The sequence below is a fragment of the Psychrobacter sp. FDAARGOS_221 genome (genome assembly GCF_002313155.2).
Lineage (GTDB): Bacteria > Pseudomonadota > Gammaproteobacteria > Pseudomonadales > Moraxellaceae > Psychrobacter.
The window spans coordinates 2,407,191-2,427,361 of sequence record NZ_NWFK02000001.1 but is presented as its reverse complement, the minus strand read 5'-3'; the positions used below and the strand labels follow the sequence as shown (position 1 = coordinate 2,427,361).

The 20,171-nt window shown below is 43.9% G+C and carries 19 protein-coding genes; 10 read left to right on the top strand and 9 right to left on the bottom strand.

Annotated features, from left to right (window positions below; translation table 11 throughout):
• Positions 1-17 precede the first annotated feature (17 nt).
• Together nadB and A6J60_RS10210 are read left to right on the top strand one after the other, a co-directional pair.
• Positions 18-1,997 carry an L-aspartate oxidase gene (gene nadB / locus A6J60_RS10215; RefSeq protein ID WP_096065901.1) on the top strand — a complete coding sequence of 660 codons (1,980 nt, stop codon included), beginning with the start codon at positions 18-20 and terminating at the stop codon, positions 1,995-1,997.
• 379 nt (positions 1,998-2,376) lie between these two features.
• Positions 2,377-3,285 (top strand): lysine exporter LysO family protein, encoded by a 909-nt coding sequence (locus A6J60_RS10210; RefSeq protein ID WP_096065900.1) that lies wholly within the window; start codon positions 2,377-2,379, stop codon positions 3,283-3,285.
• 71 nt (positions 3,286-3,356) lie between these two features.
• Here A6J60_RS10210 and A6J60_RS10205 read toward each other — a convergent pair whose 3' ends face one another.
• The 5 genes from A6J60_RS10205 to A6J60_RS10185 all read right to left on the bottom strand — a co-directional run bounded on the left by A6J60_RS10205 (position 3,357) and on the right by A6J60_RS10185 (position 8,165).
• Positions 3,357-3,701, bottom strand: coding sequence for a hypothetical protein (locus A6J60_RS10205; protein WP_096065899.1), 345 nt, complete (start codon positions 3,699-3,701; stop codon positions 3,357-3,359).
• A gap of 63 nt (positions 3,702-3,764) precedes the next feature.
• Complete coding sequence (locus A6J60_RS10200) at positions 3,765-4,547, bottom strand: PIN domain-containing protein (RefSeq protein ID WP_096065898.1); 783 nt, start codon at positions 4,545-4,547, stop codon at positions 3,765-3,767.
• 98 nt (positions 4,548-4,645) lie between these two features.
• Complete coding sequence (locus tag A6J60_RS10195) at positions 4,646-5,290, bottom strand: OmpA family protein (protein ID WP_096065897.1); 645 nt, start codon at positions 5,288-5,290, stop codon at positions 4,646-4,648.
• A complete protein-coding gene (locus A6J60_RS10190) occupies positions 5,291-6,559 on the bottom strand; it encodes an FAD-dependent oxidoreductase (protein WP_096065896.1) in 1,269 nt (422 codons plus the stop codon). It lies immediately after the preceding gene.
• A 190-nt stretch (positions 6,560-6,749) separates the two neighbouring features.
• A complete protein-coding gene (locus A6J60_RS10185; protein ID WP_227526119.1) occupies positions 6,750-8,165 on the bottom strand; it encodes a UbiH/UbiF/VisC/COQ6 family ubiquinone biosynthesis hydroxylase in 1,416 nt (471 codons plus the stop codon).
• Between the two features lie 613 nt (positions 8,166-8,778).
• Here A6J60_RS10185 and A6J60_RS10180 point away from each other — a divergent pair.
• The 4 genes from A6J60_RS10180 to A6J60_RS10165 all read left to right on the top strand — a co-directional run bounded on the left by A6J60_RS10180 (position 8,779) and on the right by A6J60_RS10165 (position 12,791).
• Positions 8,779-9,891 carry a PhoH family protein gene (locus A6J60_RS10180; RefSeq protein WP_096065895.1) on the top strand — a complete coding sequence of 371 codons (1,113 nt, stop codon included), beginning with the start codon at positions 8,779-8,781 and terminating at the stop codon, positions 9,889-9,891.
• Between the two features lie 164 nt (positions 9,892-10,055).
• On the top strand, positions 10,056-10,610 hold the full coding sequence (gene ybeY, locus A6J60_RS10175; protein ID WP_096065894.1) for an rRNA maturation RNase YbeY: 555 nt from the start codon (positions 10,056-10,058) through the stop codon (positions 10,608-10,610).
• Between the two features lie 156 nt (positions 10,611-10,766).
• Positions 10,767-11,195, top strand: coding sequence for an Hsp20/alpha crystallin family protein (locus A6J60_RS10170; RefSeq protein ID WP_096065893.1), 429 nt, complete (start codon positions 10,767-10,769; stop codon positions 11,193-11,195).
• A 213-nt stretch (positions 11,196-11,408) separates the two neighbouring features.
• Positions 11,409-12,791, top strand: a complete 1,383-nt coding sequence (locus A6J60_RS10165; RefSeq protein ID WP_193778106.1) for a lytic murein transglycosylase — start codon at positions 11,409-11,411, stop codon at positions 12,789-12,791.
• A gap of 80 nt (positions 12,792-12,871) precedes the next feature.
• Here the strand turns inward: A6J60_RS10165 and A6J60_RS10160 are convergent, their stop codons facing one another.
• Together A6J60_RS10160 and fumC are read right to left on the bottom strand one after the other, a co-directional pair.
• Positions 12,872-13,303, bottom strand: coding sequence for an adhesin (locus A6J60_RS10160; protein WP_096065891.1), 432 nt, complete (start codon positions 13,301-13,303; stop codon positions 12,872-12,874).
• Positions 13,304-13,783: 480 nt separating this feature from the next.
• Positions 13,784-15,172, bottom strand: a complete 1,389-nt coding sequence (gene fumC, locus A6J60_RS10155) for a class II fumarate hydratase (RefSeq protein WP_096065890.1) — start codon at positions 15,170-15,172, stop codon at positions 13,784-13,786.
• 362 nt (positions 15,173-15,534) lie between these two features.
• On the opposite strand from fumC, the gene A6J60_RS10150 reads away from it, so the two are divergent.
• The 4 genes from A6J60_RS10150 (at position 15,535) to A6J60_RS10135 (ending at position 17,550) form a co-directional block, all read left to right on the top strand.
• A complete protein-coding gene (locus A6J60_RS10150; protein ID WP_096065889.1) occupies positions 15,535-16,152 on the top strand; it encodes a 5-formyltetrahydrofolate cyclo-ligase in 618 nt (205 codons plus the stop codon).
• 9 nt (positions 16,153-16,161) lie between these two features.
• Positions 16,162-16,488 (top strand): hypothetical protein, encoded by a 327-nt coding sequence (locus A6J60_RS10145; RefSeq protein ID WP_096065888.1) that lies wholly within the window; start codon positions 16,162-16,164, stop codon positions 16,486-16,488.
• An 81-nt stretch (positions 16,489-16,569) separates the two neighbouring features.
• Positions 16,570-17,001: a hypothetical protein gene (locus tag A6J60_RS10140; protein ID WP_096065887.1), complete on the top strand. Its 432-nt coding sequence runs from the start codon at positions 16,570-16,572 to the stop codon at positions 16,999-17,001.
• Between the two features lie 108 nt (positions 17,002-17,109).
• Positions 17,110-17,550 carry a hypothetical protein gene (locus tag A6J60_RS10135; RefSeq protein ID WP_096065886.1) on the top strand — a complete coding sequence of 147 codons (441 nt, stop codon included), beginning with the start codon at positions 17,110-17,112 and terminating at the stop codon, positions 17,548-17,550.
• A gap of 89 nt (positions 17,551-17,639) precedes the next feature.
• Here the strand turns inward: A6J60_RS10135 and A6J60_RS10130 are convergent, their stop codons facing one another.
• Together A6J60_RS10130 and A6J60_RS10125 are read right to left on the bottom strand one after the other, a co-directional pair.
• Complete coding sequence (locus A6J60_RS10130) at positions 17,640-18,560, bottom strand: SEL1-like repeat protein (RefSeq protein ID WP_096065885.1); 921 nt, start codon at positions 18,558-18,560, stop codon at positions 17,640-17,642.
• 150 nt (positions 18,561-18,710) lie between these two features.
• Positions 18,711-20,108, bottom strand: coding sequence for a Na+/H+ antiporter family protein (locus tag A6J60_RS10125; RefSeq protein WP_096065884.1), 1,398 nt, complete (start codon positions 20,106-20,108; stop codon positions 18,711-18,713).
• Positions 20,109-20,171 lie beyond the last annotated feature (63 nt).

Here is a 20,171-nt window from a genome sequence, read left to right as displayed (position 1 = left end):
CATAAGAGGCACCCTTTATGCCAACACGCCAAACGCGTTCACCGATTTATGATTCAAGTGACTATGATGCAAACGATGAGCTAACTCATGCTCAATGTGATGTGTTGATTATTGGTGCCGGTTTGGCAGGTTTGAGTACTGCCTTATCTTTACCTCAGCATCTAAGTATTACCATACTGGCGAAACAAGACTTGCAAGCCTGCTCAAGCCATTATGCACAAGGCGGTATTGCTGCAGTGATCGATCGTGACGATACGGTTGCTGAGCATGTCAACGATACGCTAATAGCGGGTGACGGTCTGTGTGATGTCGAGGCGACGACCCAAATATTGTCTCAGGGTGCCAATGCCATTGATTGGTTACTCAAGCATGAAGTGCCTTTTACCACCAATGCGCATGGCGAGAATATTGATACTGGCTTAACAAAAAATGCCGCTTTAGCAGACTTGCACCTGACCAAAGAAGGTGGCCATGGTCGCCGCCGTGTGGCACATGCCGATGATGCAACTGGTAAGCATGTGATGCAAACCTTACATGCGCAGGCACTTGCTGCATCACATATCCAGGTACGAGCTTATCATGATGCGTTATCTCTGATTACAGACGATGGCCGCTGTGTCGGCGCTATTGCGGTCAATACCCAAACCAATGAATTGATTCAATTTAACAGTCATGCCGTGGTATTAGCCAGTGGCGGTCTCGGTCAACTGTTTGATCGTGCCACAGCGCCTAATGTCTGCGTGGGTGATGGGATGATGATGGCATGGGAAGCAGGATGCCGACTGGCCAATCTTGAGTTTATCCAATTTCACCCTACTGGCCTGGTGCATCAAGATGAAAACGGCATTAACAGTAACTTTTTAATCTCAGAAGCAGTACGTGGTGAGGGCGGCTACTTATACTGCCCTATCAGCAAACAGCGCTTTATGCCCGCTTATGATAGCCGAGAAGAATTAGCTCCTCGTGACATCGTTGCGCGTGCCATCGCCAATGAAATTGTCAATAATGGCTTAGGTTATGTGCATCTGGATATCTCGCATAAGCCAGCCTTGTTTATTCGTGAGCATTTCCCAGACATTTATGCGCACTGTCTGACGCTTGGTATTGATATCACCACTGATCCGATACCGGTAGCACCCACTGCGCATTATACTTGTGGTGGCATCATGGCTAGCGCACAGGGTCAAACCGATGTGAAAGGTCTCTATGCCGCTGGCGAGGTGGCCAATACAGGACTGCATGGCGCAAACCGTCTTGCTAGCAACTCTTTGCTGGAGTGTGTGGTTGTCGGCCGTGCCATTGCAAAGCAGCTGCCTGACTACTTTGCAGGATTAAAGCTGGCAGGATTAAAGTTGGCAGGGTTGAAACAAGACTGCCTTATTGATTCACAAGATGCTCAAGCTAATCCTCAAGTGTCGGTTAACTTAGATAGCAATCAAGCACAGTTTCAGGTGTCGCTTGAGCCACTACTAGGTACAATTAATAGCAAATCAGATATGTTTAGCACGACTGTGGCTCCTGTTAAAATGCCTGCTACTAAAAAGCTAGTTGAACTAACAGATGCTGAGCTTAATCAGAAAATGAGTGAGCTGAAAAAGCTAATGACCAATCAAATGGGCATCAGACGCAGCGAGTGCCAACTTAAACAAGCCTTACAACAAGTACTGAGCTGGCAGTCTCAAAGTCAGCATCCGATTGAGTCTGATTATAGACCTAACACCCCAACACTAGGTCATGATAAGTCGACCATATTGAATGGCTTACGTTGGCAGCGACTACTCACCCTAGCTACCTTGCTGTTGCAATCAGCAATCACCCGTGTCGAAAGCCGTGGCGGACACTGTCGTAATGATTATCCTGATACCGCTGATACCGCTGCCATCAGTGTGGTAGCGCCTATATCACAATCAATCGACTATGGTCTGCATAGCTTATTACAGGCTTTAGACCAGCCTCATGCGGACGTCGAACTTGAGGCCAACTTGCTGGCAGTCTAGTAAGCCATTTTGTGAACGGTTTAAGTGATGGAAAAAGAGAAAACCAACTTGGTTTTCTCTTTTTTTTGTCAGCTGTGATAGAATCGGCAGTTCGGTTTTTATTTATAGTTAAACAGATCTAAAATGGTTAACACCGTAACCCTTTAGTCGTTCGCTGACTATATCATCAACCACTGACGTCACTGCCTTGTGAGTACGGATTTACTGCTGGAACTGTATTAACTTTACTGCTTAGCTTACTCCTTAATAACGAATGCCTACCTATCGTTAGCGACTAGCAGATATCACTTTCTAAACCAATACAGCCTCTTTCCGACTTCTTGCCGCTTACACAGAAACCTTTTGCCTGCGTGCCGCTGCTATGTCCATACCTGAAAACATGCAAAACTTTGTCACTCTAGTTTTAGTACTTGCTCCCCTCTTCATTGGTTTTGCCTTGCCATTGAATACCAAGCTGGTGCACTACGCTGATAAGGGGCTCAGCTATTTGGTCTATATTATTCTGACTTTAATTGGTATTGAGCTGGCACAAGTTGAAGGACTGGGCAGCCAAATTGGCGATATCATGCTCTATGTCAGCGTTTTGTCGGTTCTGACCATTGGTTTTGGTTTGGTTGCGCTGATGATATTTGACCGTCTTAAACCTTGGCAACCTTTGGGCAATAACAGCCATGCTGCGCCAAAGGTTAGTATTCGAGGCAGTCTGGTACAGGTATGCTGTGTGGTCATAGGATATGTAATTGGCGTATTTTTACCAGAAAGCTATATGCCACCAAGTAATTCGATGACTTGGCTGCTGATGGTGCTTATTTTATTAGTCGGTATTGGCTTAAAAGGGTCAGGAATTACCCTAAAAGAAGTACTGCTGAGCAAGCGTGGTATGCAAACCAGTATGATTTTTACCTTATCGGTTCTACTAGGTGGCGTGGTTTTTTCACTGTTATTCTCTGAAGTATCGTTAACTCAAAGTCTAGCGCTGGCTTCTGGCTTTGGCTGGTACTCACTATCAGCGATTGTAATGACTGATGCGTATGGGGCTGTCTGGGGCAGTGTCGCCTTATTTAACGATCTGGTTCGTGAGTTCTTTGCGCTGTTATTTATTCCGCTATTTATGCGTAAGACGCCTTCCGCTGCTGTCGGTCTAGGCGGTGCAACCAGTTTGGACTTTACGTTGCCTATCATTCAACAATCTGGCGGGCTTGGCATTGTGCCATTAGCGATTAGCTTTGGCTTTATTATTAATATTGTCGCCCCAGTGTTGATGGTGGTGTTTGCATCGTTTGGGTAGACTTGTTGCAGCAGCTGGTTTCTATAGACTGGCTATCAGTCCCTGTCACTAGACTTTATCACAGCCCCTCATTAATAAGCATTGTCTCTATCTTGCCACCACAATACCGCTTTTGCGACGCCTAAAAATAAAATAAGCCATAGCCAAGACAGTGAAAACAAAGCAATGATAACTACCAATAGCATGGCGGCTATTACACATAACCAAACTTGCCAAGCGACTAACCGAGTAGATGGGCTCTGTTCTAGCTTTTGAGTATGCGCTTGAACAACGCGCTGTTTGGCATGAGTGATTGCGTCACTTTTGCTATTCGCTGACCAGCCATAGCGTGTGATGCTCATCGGTCTGGTATGAGCAGATTGGTTGGACTGCTCAAAGCGCTGTGTATGTTGTGCCCAGTATTTGGGGATGTGCATGGATTGCCTTAGGCCGGTTGAACAGCGCTTAATATCGTGATTGGGGTAATACCTGTAACCCTACTATAGACTATAATGGACGCTATTACCCTTCTCTATGCGAATCAGCTGCTTTTTAGCCAGTTTTTTGATTATCTTTGCGATCATATCTGGCTGGCATTCTGGCAGTTTACTTTGTAAAAAGTTAGTCAGACTCTGTTTATTTTTAGGTCTTGAGTTTGCAGTTTGCTTTTCAAGTAAGGCAACCGCGCGTTTATAAGATTTTTTATACTGCTTCTTTAAGCGTTTCTTTTGTGCTTTGTCTTGATCTTTACGCTTTGCTTTTTTATTAGCTTTATTGCTTTTGTCCTTATCTTTTGGACGACTAGGATCTGGCTGCTGGCTTTTGATTGGCTTGCTGTCTTTTGCTAAATCAACTGGCGCCTCTTGCTTTTCTGCTGTACTGTGCTTATTTTTGGACTTGGGTTCGTGGTTATAAGTCAGTTGTTTGACTGTCTCTGCCACACGAATGACATTAGAGAGCACCTCACTTTGATTTAAGTGATCAATCAGCTTATCGTAACCGCCATCACGCGCCAGCACCTGAATATTGGCTTTTGGATCAAGCGCTAAGATATGACCTAAATGATAAGCCAAGTACAAGTCGAGTGCGTTTTTGCCAGAATAAGGCATTTTAATAATATGAATATTTTTCGATTGGAACTCTAACAGCGATTCAACCAAGGCCAGGGGCAGATTCTTTTGCTGCTGCACCCCTAAAAACAGCCAAACATGACAGTCTTTCGAATCTAATAGCTTAATACTGGTCGGCTGGATGCTTTCATAATCGACTAAGATATGCTGCATATAAAGGTTCCTTTCTATATGATTTTGCTCGCTATATGGCTTTGCCCGCTTTAGTGCTAGAAGGCTGTTAATTATCTTCAATCTTCAATCTTCAATCTTCAATCTTCAATCTTCAAAATATCATGTATAAAGTAATCACCATTATCAATCACAGCATACACACGTTGATTCAGCTTAACCCCTTCGGCATCATCATTTGGAGCAATAGGCCTTTCTGCACTGTAGGTATAAATTCTAATACGATTGGGATCAATATTATGCTTTTGAATGAGGTAGTTTTTAATACCTTCTACTCGAGCTAAAGCTAGTGTCTGATGCGATGCATTCTCTTCAAGGTTTGCTTCTGGCTCAGAAATATGAGCTTCGATTAACATATAAGCGTCAGGATATTCATCCATCTTCTTAGCCCAGCGGTCTAACTCTTCTATATATTTACTTTTAATTTCGCTGCTATTAGTATCATAAAAAGCTCTAAACTCTGAACGAACCGAGCCCTCTTTTGGCAATAAAGACGCTGGGCAACCATTTGGGTCAACGACCATATTAAACGGTGTGTTCGGACACTCATCATTGATATCAGGCACGCCATCTCCATCACTGTCTAACTGACTTGAATCAGTAGAAGTAGTCACTATCTCTTTTGGACTATCTGTATCTGTATCTATTGGCACAGTCTGACAGCCAACCAGACTTAACAGACTAATATTTAAAATAGCGACTGAAATTAATGATGAAGATTTCATTTACAGCCCACTCGCCTTCTGGGTAAAGAATCGCATTAATGGTTTAATCTTACCCACACGATACATGCCTTCACTGCGAATTTGCTGCACAGGACGAAGTGCCGCAAAGTCCCCTGCGAACAATCCATTCATAATCGAAAAACTGTGCATCATCACACTATTGTGAGGACGACGATTGCGCTCATATTGACGCAAGGTCGCAAGCTCACCCCAACTTCTGCCACCACTGCGCTGATAATCTGTCATCAGCACTTCAACTAGCGCTGAGACATCAAGCATGCCTAAGTTTAAACCTTGACCTGCCAGCGGATGCACGCCATGTGCCGCATCACCAATCAAGACCAAGTTATCTTTGACATAGTGCTTAGCCTGCTGCGCGGTTAGCGGGAAGCTGGCAATAGATTCTATCTGTTTGATATCGCCGAGTGCATACTGACTGGCTGCTGCCAACTCATAACGCAAGGTCTCAACATCACCCTCTTTGACCAAGTCTAGTAGCTCAAGCGCTCGATTGCTCGGTAAGCTCCACACCACGGATTGCCAGTGCTGCGGATGCGCTTTGTCATCGTCAGTAATATCTGCCAGTGGCAATAAGGCCAAAGTACCCGTCGGTAACATCAGCTGTCGCGCAGTTGCTTGATGCGGCTGCTCGGTGTTAATAGCGCAGCAAATAGCAATCTGTTTATAATCTAATGTGTCCAACTGAATACTGGCTTGCTGACGCACCATTGAGCCACGCCCATCGGCGCCAATAAGCAGCTTGGCACGATAGGTATCCCCACTATCGAGACGCACTTGATAGCCTTGCTGAGCGCCAAACCAATCAAGCTCAGTGACTTTATGACCACTAATCACCGTCAAATATGGCGCCACTGATTCATGTTGCATGCGCTGATATAACGCATGCTCAATGACAAATGGCTCAACCATACTGCCCAGTAGCTGCGGCAACTCTTCATCACCGAACTTTAACTCGCCTTTACCGTCTTGCTGCCACACCTGCATTTGGGTGTAATCGGCTTTGCGCCCAGACTGGCTAATTAGCTGCCAAGCGCCTACCTGTTTTAGCAGCTCAATACTGGCGATACTTAATGCAAACACCCGGGCATCACGCTGCGCCAGTTTATCTTGCCACTGTGCCTCACTCAGCTTAGGTCGCGCATCGATCAAGGTCACTTGCTGTTGCTGCTGCGCCAGCTTTAGTGCCAATGTGGCGCCGACGATGCCACCACCTATTATTAGGGTATTTGTTGCGGTTACTGTTGCCATAAAAGCCATCCAAAACTTGGAAAATTAAAAAAGGTTAAATCAGACTTAAGCCCAAAACGTTAAAGAATCTACTGAATAAATAAGCCATTTACTCAACTAAATTATCTAATAAAATCTGGGCCAAAGCGATCACTCAGGTTAAATGCTTCGTGCACTGCTGATGATTACGCTAATTATGCTTAAACTGATACTAAGACTTTAATCCCATCGCATAAGTGGCGACCAAAGGCTTCACATGTGGCAGTTTATCAAAGGCAAGCAATGCTACATTACGTGCCAGCTTCACTGCAGGGTTCGGATGAGTGAAACCATGCACTACAGCATCGCAGAAGCGAATCACTCGTTTTTGGTCGGTCTGACGCGCCTGCTCATATTTTTTCAGCATTTGTGCATCACCAATATCCTCGCCTCTGAGCACCTGATTAGCTAACATTTTGGCCAACACGTGAGCATCACGCATACACAGGTTAAAGCCTTGACCAGCGACAGGATGCAAGGTGTGTGCTGCATTACCCATAATCACCACGCGACCATCTACTTGCTGCTTGGCCAATACTCGCGTTAATGGATAAGCGCCACGTCGACCGGCTTTGACAAAGCGCCCAGCACGCTGACCAAAGGCTTGCTGCAAGGTTGCCAAGAATAACGCATCATCGTCCAGATATTGCTGCTCTTCCCCGCTTTTGCACACCCACACCACAGAGCGACGATAGCCTGCCTGTATTGGGTTGTTACCATCACCATCTGCATCGGTTAATGGCAATACTGCCAGTGGGCCTGCCGGACTAAAGCGCTCAATGGCCACATGCTCATGCGGCTTATCGGTTTGCACCACACCCACAATGGCAGATTGTCCATAATCGTAGTCTTTGGTACCGATATTTAGCAGATTGCGTACTGTCGAATCACGACCATCACAGGCGACCACCACATCAGCGCTTAACGTCTGCTGTTTGGCGGCATCGATGTCATAGATAATACTGGCACTGCTGTCAGATTGAGTCACTTCGGTGACACTGGCACCATCAATCAAGGTAATTAATGGGTTTTGCTGCACCGCTAATAACAGCTTACGACCAAGCCAAGCGTTTTCCATCACTTGACCAAAGGATTCGACTTTTTCTTCTTCTTTTTTAAGCTGAGCCGCACCAAAGCTACCTTGCTCACTGATTTGTACCGCATCGATACGGCAAGCATGGCTTTGCAGCTCATCCCAGAGACCAATTTCTTGATAAATTTGTACCGTACGTCGTGATAAGGCAGTGTTACGGCTGTCTAAATAATGGGTGCGCTGTGCATCGTCTTTGGGACTAATTTTGGGATAAGTATTTTTCTCAAGTAAGGTGCTGGCAATGCCTTGGTTGGCCAACAATAGCGCAAAAGATAAGCCCACATGTCCGCCGCCAACAATGAGTACAGTTTGTTCAGTGATGGCTTGTTTGTGCGTGGTTTGCTCTTCAGATGTAATGGTATGGCTTGCTACGTTTGTTGGCTCAGAGATTTGAGCGGCCTGTAGTGGTTGATCATTTTGTGAATGACTGGCTGCTGTCGCTGCTTGAATGCCACGACTGGCTTTGGGTGCTGTTCTGCTTTTGCCTCTTATCATTGTTTGCCCCTTATATTGATTGTTACGTTCGATAATTAATTATATTTAAGTGTTAGTGATATTCGGATAAATCTAATGGATTAGTATATTTATTTAATTAAATTATGGTATATGGTAATAGCCGCTAATGTGCAGCATCACATCGCTATTTTTCAGTTGTTGTTAGTTAAGCTGTGGCTTGGTTTGCCATTCACTTTTTGTGATGGATTTTTATTTATTGTGCTGCTGTTATTGCTAGATAGATGACGCAATGCAAAATATTGCCACTCATAGACTATATCTTACCTGATTAAAGACTTTAATACACCGTAGGTAACTTATGCAGCACAGTCAGAATAGCGCTGATTGTTTTTTATATAAGTTTGACACTAATAGCTTACACTGATAATGAAGCCAACCAATAGTGATTAACCACTGACCATCATCTGTTAAAGACAGCTAAATACTATTTACACCACATCCGTATCATCACTCACAGACTATATTACAAAAAGGCTGCAATCAAAGTCGGCTAATGACTTGAATTTTAATAGTGAACAGCCATAATAAAGAGCAACAAGCAACTTATAACAGACAAACTTTAAAATAGACATAAAAATAAAAGGATGCTCACTTGACTGACACCGTCACACGCAAAATTAACTTAGATTTTTTGACCACACCACAGCTAAGAACCTTAGTGGGTGAGTTCAACAACCATTTAAAATATATCCAAGAGCGCCTCGGTATTCATATCAATCAACGCCAACATAAGTTTATCTTATCCGGCGACCTCACCGCGGTTGAGCGTGGCGACTTTATCTTAAATAAGCTGGCCAATGAGGCACAGACCACCGATGATCTTCGCCCAGAAGAACTGCATTTAATCATCCAAGCCAGTATGTCACGCGATGCCGATAGCTTCGCCTCACCCAAGTCTGTAGCCAAGCCTGAAGCAGAGGATGACGACACAGAAGAAGCTTACGATGCTGAAGCCAATTACGACAGCATTGCGCTTAAGACACGCAAGGGCAAAATCATTCCTCGCGGCGGCAATCAGCAGCGTTATGTGAAGCGAATCTTGACCTCAGATGTGTCATTTGGTGTTGGCCCTGCCGGTACCGGTAAGACATATCTGGCCGTGGCTTGCGCCGTTGATATGCTAGAGCGCAACGAAATTGAACGTATCTTATTGGTGCGTCCTGCGGTTGAAGCAGGTGAAAAATTGGGCTTCTTACCCGGTGACTTGACTCAAAAGATTGACCCATATTTGCGCCCACTGTATGACGCGCTTTATGAGATGTTGGGCTTTGAAAAAGTCGGCAAACTGATTGAAAAGCAAATCATTGAAATTGCACCGCTGGCCTATATGCGTGGTCGTACGCTGAATAACTCATTTGTGATTCTCGATGAGGCGCAAAATACTACCCCTGAGCAGATGAAAATGTTCTTAACTCGTCTAGGCTTTGGCTCACGCGCGGTTATTACTGGTGACGTGACTCAGGTTGACTTACCACGCGGTCACAAATCTGGTCTGGCGCAAGCGTTACAAATCTTAGGCAAAATTGAAGAAATCCACATCACTAAGTTTGACTCAAAAGACGTGGTACGCCATCAGTTGGTACAAAAGATTGTTGAAGCCTACGGCGAATGGGACGAAGAACAAGAAGCGTTAAAAGAAGCGCGTAAGCAGGCCCGCCGTGCTGAACAAGAGCGCAAACAGGCTGAAGCGGATAGCAAGTCTTAATCGCTGATCAGCTTTCCGCGTAGCCAGTTTGCTAAGCAAGCATTTGTAATTAACAAGTCGGAGTCTCTTCGGCTTGTTGTGTTTTAGGACCTATGTTCTAGGACGTATATTTTAGTTCAACAATTTTATTACCATTATAAATACAGATCGGAAACCTTTATATTATGAGCAATTCACTGCTTCCCACCATTGATATCAGTGCCTCAGACGCCATCACTGACAGCACGCTAGATCAGTATTATTCACTGGAGCATATCCAGCAAGTACTAACCACTACTCTGGACTATATGAGCTCACAACCGGTTGATTTTCCTTATTTTGAAGAGCTGGCCAAAGATGAGTGGTCGCAAAAACCAAAAGAGTTAAGCGTTTATCTCACAGATAGTACAGAAGGTCGAGCGCTTAACTTAGAAGCCCGTGACAAAGATTATGCGACCAATATTTTATCCTACTCCAGCGACTTACCTGCCTTTATCTTGACCGAAATGCCAAGCATACCACTGGGTGAACTGATCATTTGTCATGAGGTTGTCGAGCAACAAGCCGCTGAGCAAAACAAACCAATTGCAGAACATGCCACACATTTATTGGTGCATGGCATCTTGCATTTATTGGGCTTTGATCATGAGCTCGGACAGGCTGAGCAGGATGAAATGGAAGGCTTTGAGATTGCGATTTTAGAGAAGCTTGGTATTGGTAATCCTTATATTGCGCGCTAATTTATTCTATTAACTGCCAACAATTAAGACTGACTCACTCCTATAATTTTTATTAATCATAACTTGAAATAATATATTCAATCCTTATATATAAGGTAAGACAGACATAAACTGTCCCTTCATAACAACAGAATAACCAAATATGAGGATAGTAATATGAATAAATTAGTCACTAGAAATTCAATCTTTGATAGCTTATTTGATGATATGACTCCTGGCTTCTTTATGCGTCCACTGCATGGTGATGCATTGCCAACTGCGGGGCAAATCAAAATTGACGTCAGTGAAAAAGACAACACTTACTACGTCAACGCAGAAGTACCCGGCGTTGCCAAAGAAGATATCGACTTATCTATTTCAGGCGATGTGGTCTCTATCAATGCTGAAATTCAGCAGCGTGATGAGCAAAAAGACGGCAACAAGGTCTTGCGCAGTGAGCGCTATTTTGGCTCAGTATCACGTAGCTTCCAATTACCTGAAAAAGTTGATGTCGATAAGGCAGAAGCCGCTTATGAAAACGGTGTTCTACAACTGGTATTACCAAAGCAAACTGGTTCATTAAGCAAAAAGCTAGAGATCAAATAATTAGCATTCAAACAAAACAGACAGAGCGCTGCTTAAATTGAATGAGTCAGTTTGACTGGCGTTATAAAAGACACATGATATTATGCCATGTGTCTTTTTTTGTGCCGAACCTTTTAGCTACCTTATTTTAAGCAGCCTGTTATGTCATTTATTCGTCTGTCATTTATTCGTAAATCCTCATCTTATCTACCCCTTGCCCTATGCCTGCTGTCTATGGCTCAGGTTAATCAAGCCATTGCCCAATCAGATACCGCCTCTGAAACCGCTGTAGCGACTCAACAACATAGCTCTAACAGCTCAAAGGGCTTAGACAATCAGCAATTTCAGCGCTGTCTAGATGAGCTGGCGCAAAGCGATGCGTTTGCTGGTTTGCAATCTACTTTTGATCAATATCGTCCCAGTCAAGCAGATCCCAGCGTTATTGAGTCACTCAATTATCAGCCTGAATTTACCAAACAGCCGTGGGACTACTTGGCAAGCTTGGTCGATCTTGAACGGGTCAATGATGGTATCGCAGCCAGCGAGCGCTATGCTGATATCTTACAAGGCATTGAGGATAAATACGGGGTGAATCGTCATGATGTGCTTGGCGTATGGGGCGTAGAATCTGACTTTGGTACTAAACTGGGTAAAAAAGAGGTCATTAATTCACTGGCAACTTTGTCTTGTTTTGATCGCCGTCAAAGCTACTTCCGCGGTGAATATGCCAGCGCTTTAAAGATTTTGCAAAATGGTGATATTAAAGCCGCTGACCTAAAAGGCTCTTGGGCAGGCGCTTTTGGGCAAACCCAGTTTATGCCGTCTACCTTTTTGGAGTTGGCGCAAGACTTTGATGGTGATGGCCGCAAAGACTTGGTCAACAGCCAAGCTGATGCCCTCGCCTCTACCGCTAACTTTCTGAAAAACAGAGGCTATCAATCCAATCAGCCTTGGGGCTATGAAGTACGCTTGCCAGCAGATTTGGAAGCGACCAGTGATCGCAAAGACAAGAAGTCGATGTCACATTGGCGCAGCTTAGGTATTACCTTGGCTGATGGCAGTCCGCTACCCGATGAGTTATCTGAAGCAGGACTGTTATTACCGGCCGGTGCTGAGGGTCCTGCATTTTTGGTTGGTCGCAACTTTGACGCTTTTTATGCCTATAACGCTTCGGAAAAATATGCGCTGGCCATTGCACATTTATCGCAACTGATTGAACAAAAAAACGATCAGGTTAACTTTGTGCAACCCTGGCCGACGGATGATCCAGGCTTAAGTCGTAAGCAGTCGCGAGAAGTGCAACAGGCGTTAAATGACTTATGTTACGAGGTTGTTGCGGTTGACGGTATTATCGGCGATGGCACGCGCAAAGTGATTCAGCAGTATCAGACTGATAATAACTTAGACGCTGACGGTAAAGCGGGGCAAAAAATTCATCAGCATTTGATGCAAGCACTGGCACAGCAGCCCGATAGACAGTCACCTGACACCGATGAGCAGAACAGTGTCGATAAAGAAGCTACTCATTGGCTGTCCAGCACCAAAGCGCTGTCAATCATCATGGCCTTATTGATTGTACTGAGTGTTATCGTGGTGAGTCGATGCTCTAAGAAATAACATTGTAAGAAATAAAAAGACCTTGCCACAACGACAAGGTCTTTTTATTTAAGCGAAGAGCTCATTGCTAAATTAGTCAATTAGCCTTTTAACTTTTGAACTGATCTGACGTTACAGCCTTTATAAACAATTTCACTATTCGCATTTTGTACGTTGATGCTTAGCTTGTGATAGTTACCTAAACGCATCGCATCGGTCATGATACTAAAGTTTTCTTCATCACCAAAGACAGTATCAACGCTGTCTGAGCGGCCTAAGTTAATTGGTAAAAATCTGTCTTTACCATTTAAATTAGCTTGCGCATAAGTTGGTAAAGACTGGTTGTTAAAACCATACGTTACGCTTAGTTTTTCGTTGCCACCGCAAGTATAATTTACTTTTCTAACTTTAACTGCTGTGTCATGGCTTTTAGCTGGGTCCATAACTTTATTAGTATAAGCCATTGCTGGTACAGAGCCTAACGCAGCCGCCAACAAAGCAGCACTTGATAATACAGTTGTTAACTTTTTCATAAATATCCTCTTATAATTTTTGGATTAATAGTCATTAAAGTGATTTTTATCGTAAGTGACACTTAAGAGATTATTGATCTAACTTCTAGACTTAAAGGAGTTAATTATCAAAATTTTCAAACAAATGTCTGCTTTGATGTTTACTATGATAAGTGATTTACTTTAACGGCGCTGTTATGATTATTGAATATCCTGTTAATATTACGTAAAAAATATTTCACCATGTGTACAATTGGTTCTTATAATGAGCGTAATCATTCATTCAAAACTAAGGCCTAATAGAATACTTCCAAAAACTAAATAAAAGTTATAAAAAAAAGACCCTACCAAATGTGACAGGGTCTTTTTTTGAATGGCTGTTAGCATTTTTAGTTAATCAACCAAATGCTAAAAATTTGAGTAGCGAGGCAGTCAATTTAAAGTACTACGACTTGTAGGCTGAAATTGACTAAAGATGCTAATCAGATTTTTATGGTGCAATTATTTAGGATGAACCATCTCTTCTGGTCTCACCCACTCATCAAACTGCGCTTCAGTCATTAGTTCAAGCTCAACCGCAACTTGCTTCAATGTTTTGTCTTCTTTATAAGCAGTCTTAGCGATTTTCGCTGCGTTTTCATAACCCACATGACGGTTTAACGCAGTCACTAGCATTAGTGAGTTGTGTAAGAAGTCATCAATCTTATCTTTAACTGGCTCGATACCTACTGCACAGTTTTCGTTAAAGCTGTTGCACGCATCGCCCATTAGTTTGATTGATTGCAGTAAGTTATAAGCGATTACTGGCTTATAAACGTTTAGCTCAAAGTTACCTGATGCACCAGCGAAGCTGATAGTTGCGTCGTTACCCATTACTTGAGCAACGGCCATTGTCATCGCTTCAGACTGAGTTGGGTTCACTTTACCTGGCATGATTGATGAGCCTGGCTCATTTTCAGGGATAGTTAATTCACCAAGACCACAACGTGGGCCAGATGCTAACCAGCGTACGTCGTTAGCGATTTTGTTTAAGCTGGCTGCTAGTGTTTTTAGCGCGCCTGATGCAAATACTTCTGCGTCACGAGCGGCTAGCGCTTCGAATTTGTTTGGTGCAGTGACAAATGGTAGGCCGGTTAGCTCTGATAGTTGCTCAGCAGCTTTTACCGCATAGTCTGGGTGTGAGTTTAGACCGGTACCAACTGCCGTACCACCTAGTGGTAATTCATACAGACCTTGTAGGGCATTGTCGATACGAACTAGTGCATGGTCTAGCTGGCTAACATAGCCGCTGAATTCTTGACCTAGGGTCAGTGGTGTTGCGTCTTGTAAATGCGTACGGCCAATTTTTACGATGCTGTCGAATTCTTTGGCTTTTTTGTCTAACGTGTCACGTAGCGCTTTAACCGCTGGGATTAACAGGCTGTTGATTTGACGCGCAGCAGCAACACGGATAGCGGTTGGGAAGCTGTCGTTGGTTGACTGTGCATGGTTAACATGGTCGTTTGGATGGATTGGAGAATAAGTACCACGCTCAGAACCGGCAATTTCGTTTGCACGGTTGGCCAGTACTTCGTTCATGTTCATGTTTGACTGAGTACCAGAACCGGTCTGCCATACCACTAATGGGAACTGATCAGTTAGACCGCCGTTGATGACTTCGTCAGCGGCTTGGATGATAAGGTCACGTTGGCTCTCTTCGATACGGCCAAGGCTTGCGTTAGTGATGGCGGCTGCTTTTTTTACCAATGCCATGGCTTCAATCATTGGACGTGGCAGAGTCTCACCACCAATTTTAAAGTTTTCGCGGCTGCGCTGAGTTTGTGCACCCCAGTACGCTTCACTAGGTACTTCTACATTACCCATGGTGTCTTTTTCGGTACGAGTTGTCATACTGTCTCCTATTTATTATATAAAAGCTAAAACAATTTGTTATGGTAGTTGTGACCTGACTTGGTTTACGATTGCTTTGATTATAGCGCAATTATGATAGCATGACTGACAGTCAAACGCATTTAGAGGAGCTATAAAAGATAGTTTCAATAAGCCATGACACCTATAAGACGGCGTTAATAATACGCCTAGTTGAATCCATAATTCAAGCACATTGCTGTATCTGCTGTGGCTGCTATAAGATCGCTATCTGCACATGCCAGCCCGTATAAAAACAGCATCAACCATAATATCGACACTATAAAACCAGAGCTGATAGACAATATAACCGTTAAATACGCCAGTAAGATATAAGTGACAACATGAAAACAACCAATCCTTCTCGCCGAGATATCAATCGTCAACGCCGCGCCTTAACCGCTCAGCAGCGCCGTCACGCCGGTTCAATGGCGTTTCGCTTTTTATCTAAGCTAACCCCTCGCCTGCCTAAAGGTGCCAAAGTCGGCATCTATATCGATGACTTTGGTGAGCTGCCGACTCAGCCTCTGCTTAAGTGGTGTCAGCGCATGGGCTATCAGGCTTATATACCTGTGATTAATACGTTGGGCAAAGACAACAGACACATCCGCTTTACGCCGGTTTATAACAGTCAGCTGTCTGATATTGCCAGCGTTCGCCACAGCTTTGGAATGAAAGAGTCCAAAAGCCGGCATCTGTTATTCGCTGATGAGCTTGATCTGATTATGTGTCCGTTGGTCGCCGCTGACGAACACGGCAATCGTATGGGGATGGGCGGCGGCTTTTATGACACCACGCTGGCCAAGTCGTATCAATACAGCAGTTCAAAGAATCACCGCCGTCATCCACTACGCGTTGGTTGGTGCCATGAGTTTCAAGTGGTTGAGCAGTTAGACACCCAGCCTTGGGATGTGCCTTTAAATGCACTGATTACCCCAGAAAAAATACGCTGGTTTTCATAAGGCCAAAATATGAGCAAACATTTAGATACCAAGCATTTAAATAATGATTTAAATAATAATTTAAAAAAGAATAAGCAGGATAAAGACAACGCTGCGAGCGTGAAACCTGAAAGCTCAAGCACTAAGAGCGTTGCAGACAATGTAGACAAACACCTACAAAGCCTAGAGAATAGCAGCCGAGTGGCACAGCAACGTCAATTATCGCCTGAAGAACAGCTATTTACGGAAGAGGAATTGGCAAGACTGGTGAATCCCGATAAGCTCAAAGCATTAATGAGCAATGGCGATGATTTTTTGGGCTATCTAACCGGTGAGATTGATAAGTTTGAAGACTAATGAACGCATAAGCAGCACATACGATACGCATCACTGGTGCAGTTTAATCCTAACCTAAAGCACACCACCTCAAAGGACTCTATGAAAAATACAACGCCGTATTTAGCTTCTGTTATCGCTTATATCAAGGCGCATCCATTTAAAGTTGTGTTTGTGATTTTGTGGGCGCTGTTTGTGTATCAGATTATCATGGCAGGCTATCGCCCCAACCCTTTTGCCTTGCGTTATATGGATAGCCCTGAGCCACAGCCTTACGCGACTGGCTTAGTGGTCACTTTAAATGTCATAATGCTGTTGCATCTTGCTGTACTCGCTGCGATCGATTTTTATATGCGCAGTCGCTGGAAGTTTGGCCTGATGCTGATCGTTACCCTGCCCCTGATGTTTTTCTTTGGGATGATGATTATGCATGCCCCGCCTGCCTTGGTATGGATGATGATGTGGACCGTATTAGCTTGCGCCTATCTGTTATTAACCTGTATTTGGCAAGTTTGTCGCTATTTATACAATTAGCGGCATCTTAACTGTTGCGGTTTTAACGCTACTGCCTTGTCATCATCGCTTGCCATAACTACTTTTTTGATTGGGAACAATCCATTATCGACAACAAAGGAATCAACTTTGGCTCAATCAGCTTATCTAAATAAGATCATTGCTTATATCAAAGCCCATCCGTTTAAGGTTACGTTTGTGATTTTGTGGGCAATCGCTGTCTATCAAATCATCATGGCAGGCTATATTCCTGATCATTATGCGATACATTTCATGGATCAACCTGACACAGACTATTATCCTATTAATCTGGTTATGAAGATGAATGCGATCATGCTACTGCAAATCACTTTGCTTGCCGTCGCTGACCGCTTTATGCTGAGCCGTTATAAGTATTTAGTGATGCTGGTTATCACCTTCGTATTGTTGGGCTTCTTTGGTCCTAGGCTACTGCATGCACCACCGCCACTGGCACACTTAATTTTATGGTTACTGGTATCCTTTGGCTATCTGTTATTAACCTGTTGTTCGCAACTTGCTCAACACTTTGACAACCAAACTGAGTCTTAAATCATAACAGTCTTAATCCACAAAAAAAGCGAGCATCGAACCATCGAAACTCGCTTTTTTATTCTAAACTTTAAGATTAAAATGGCTGGTTAATAACCGGCTTCATTTAAGATACGATATTGTTCGCAACCCTCTTGGTCACCATTGTCACATGCTTGGCCAAAATAGCTTTTGGCTTTAGCCTTATCCTGACGTACGCCTTGACCATAGTAGTATAAGGCACCTAAATTGAATTGTGCCTTTCCATCACCTTGATTTGCGGCCTTTTGGAACCACTCTCTCGCCTTTTGATAATCTTGAGATATCCCTTCGCCATTATAATATCTAACACCTAGATTATATTGCGCTTCTGCATCCCCTTGATTGGCCGCTTTTTGATACCACTCTACTGCTTTGGCATAGTCTTGACGAACACCTTCGCCATTATCATACATAATGCCTAAATTGTATTGTGCCTCTGCAAGTCCTTGACTAGCTGCCTTTTGATACCACTCTACTGCTTTGGCATAGTTCTGACGCATGCCATTGCCATTCTCATACATAGTGCCTAAATTATATTGTGCCTCTGCAACACCTTGATTGGCTGCCTTTTGATACCACTCTCTGGCTTTTTGATAGTCTTGACGCACGCCTTCACCATACTCATACATAACACCTAAATTGTACTGTGCCTTTGGATACCCTTGTACGGCTGCTTTTTGAGTCCACTCTCTGGCTTTTTGATAGTCTTGACGCACACCGTCGCCATTAACATACATAACGCCTAAATTGTATTGTGCATTTGCATTACCTTGATTGGCGGCCTTTTGATACCACTCTACTGCTTTGCCATAGTCTTGACGCACACCGTCGCCATTATCATACATAATGCCTAAATTGAGTTGCGCTACTGGATCGCCCTGCTGGGCTAACCTTTGCGTCTCTGTAAAAGAAGCGGCCAAACTCGCTGTGGATAAAGCCAAAGAGAATAGGATAATAGACAGTTTTAATTTAAGGCGTGATAGATTCATAATAATTAAGATGAACTAATTTGATGATAAATTGGGTTATTGAAGTTATAATTAATAATAGCACCAACATACAAATAAACCCACAAAAAAAGCGAGCATCGAACCATCGACACTCGCTTTTTATTTAAACGTTACAACTAAAATAATGGGTTACAGCACCATCGCTGCAATCCAACCAAACGCCAATAAAGGTAAGTTAAAGTGTAAAAAGGTCGGAATCACACTGTCTTTAATATGGTCGTGTTGACCGTCGACATTCAGACCAGAGGTTGGGCCCAGCGTTGAGTCAGAAGCTGGAGAACCCGCATCCCCAAGCGCCCCTGCCGTACCAATAATGGCCACCGTTGCCAGTGGTGAAAAGCCCATCGCCATACACAAAGGCACATAAATGGCAGCAATAATCGGAATGGTCGAGAACGATGAGCCAATGCCCATAGTCACAATCAGACCTATCGCCAACATCACTATTGCAGCGACCCCTTTATTACCGGCGAACAAGTTGGTCGCGCCTTCAATCAGTGGCGCAATCTGATCAGTCGCTTTCATCACTTCCGCAAAGCCTTGAGCAGTAATCATAATGAAGCCAATCATCGCCATCAGCTTAATGCCTTCATTAAACACGCTGTCCGCTTCGTTCCACTTCACTACCCCAGTCGCCATAAAGATACCGAAGCCAAATAATGAGCCCAGTAGCAATGATTCGGTATAAAGCTGTACCACAAAGGCGGTGACAATCGCCAATAGCGCAATTAAGGTCTTACCTTTGCTAGGCGCTGTGGCATTGGCTGCCATAGAGGTTAAGGTATCTTGGCCGCCTTGAGTCGCATGCACATTTGCGCCAGCCTTAGACCCAGCAACCGATGTGGCTTGCGCTTGTGGCGCTGCCAAATTGTAATGGCGTGACTTACGATAACTAAAGAAGATAGCGGTTAACAAACCCACCAACATTCCCGTGGCTGGAATGGCCATCGCTTGCATCACCGAGACATTTTCGACATTCATGCCCGCTTCAGCGACGTTCTTAAGCATGATTTGCTTTAAATAAATCTCACCAAAGCCATAAGGGATGAACATATAGGTGGTGACCAAACCAAAGGTCATCAAACACGCCAGCAAGCGTCTGTCCACTTGCAGTCGATTAAATACGCCCAGTAATGGCGGGATAATCAATGGAATAAAAGCAATGTGAATCGGGATTAGGTTTTGGCTAAACACACTCATCAGTACCAAACCAAAGAACAGACCCCATTTGATAGACTGAGTGCCGCCTTGATTGTTATTAATACGATTAATAACGCCATTAGATAACGACTGTGGCAATCCTGAATGCGCAATGGCCACCGCAAATGCACCAAGTAACGCATAAGATAAGGCAATTTGTGCCCCATTTTTGATACCGTCTTGGAAAGCAACCAAAGTGGCATCAACACCCAGACCTCCCACTAAGCCACCGACCATGGCACCAATTAACAAACTGAGTACCACATGCACTCTGGCCAGTGACAGACCTAACATCACAATCACCGCCAACAATACTGCATTTACCATATTTTGTTCCTTCTACAGACAGGGTAGCCACCAGTGAATACCGAAGATTGCGCTAAAACAGGA